The 977-nt window shown below is 70.6% G+C and carries 1 protein-coding gene; it reads right to left on the bottom strand.

All coding sequences use genetic code 11. The annotated features are described in order from the left end of the window. On the bottom strand, positions 1 to 977 hold a 977-nt coding region (locus DDE18_RS22460), incomplete at both ends, for a GMC oxidoreductase (RefSeq protein WP_211754720.1).

Genomic DNA, 977 nt, shown 5'->3' with positions numbered 1-977 from the left:
GCGTCGCAGACCCGCAGGCCCTCGGTGCCGTGCACCTTCATCGACAGCGGGTCGGTCACCGTCATCTCGCCGGTGCCCATCGCCGCGGTGCAGGAGGGGTGCAGCGCGGTCTCGGCGTCCTGGCGCACCCAGTCCAGGATCTCCTCGTCGGTCTCGACGGTGGGGCCGGGCGAGATCTCGCCGGCGTTGAAGGGCTCGAACGCCGGCTGGTTGAGGATGTTGCGGGCCACCCGCACGGCCTCCACCCATTCCTTGCGGTCGGTGGCCGTCGACAGGTAGTTGAACTGCATCGAGGGGTGGACCCGCGGGTCCCTGGACTTGATCCGGACCCAGCCGCGGGTGTCGGCGTACATCGGGCCGATGTGCACCTGGTAGCCGTGGCCCTCGATCGGGCTGGTGCCGTCGTAGCGGATCGCGATCGGCAGGAAGTGGAACATCAGGTTCGGCCAGTCGACGTCCTCGTTGGAGCGGGCGAAGCCGCCGCCCTCGAAGTGGTTGGTCGCGCCCAGGCCCTTGCGCTGGAAGAGCCACTGCCAGGCGATCTTGGGTCGCTGGTGCCAGGCCAGGCCGGGGGCGATCGAGACCGGCTGCTTCGAGGCGTACTGGATGTAGACCTCGAGGTGGTCCTGGAGGTTCTCCCCGACGCCGGGCAGGTGCTGGACCACCGCGATGTCGTGCCGGGCCAGCAGGGCGCGGTCGCCGACACCGCTGAGCTGGAGCAGCTGCGGGGTGTTGATCGCCCCGCCGCAGAGGATGACCTCGCCCGCCTGGACGGTGTGGTGGCGCGCTGCCCGGCCGACGCCGCGGGTGTACTCCACGCCGACCGCGCGCGGGGTGTCGCCGGAGGTGTCGAAGAGGACCCGGGTGGCGAAGGCGAAGGTCTGCACGGTCAGGTTCTTCCGGTCCAGCACCGGGTGCAGGTAGGCCCGGGCAGCGGACCAGCGACGCCCGTTCTTCACGTTGCGGTCGAAGGGCGC

Origin of the sequence: Nocardioides gansuensis, from assembly GCF_003076135.1 — a bacterium.
In the GTDB taxonomy this organism is placed as follows: Bacteria; Actinomycetota; Actinomycetes; order Propionibacteriales; family Nocardioidaceae; genus Nocardioides; species Nocardioides gansuensis.
This window is presented reverse-complemented; position numbering and strand designations above follow the sequence as displayed.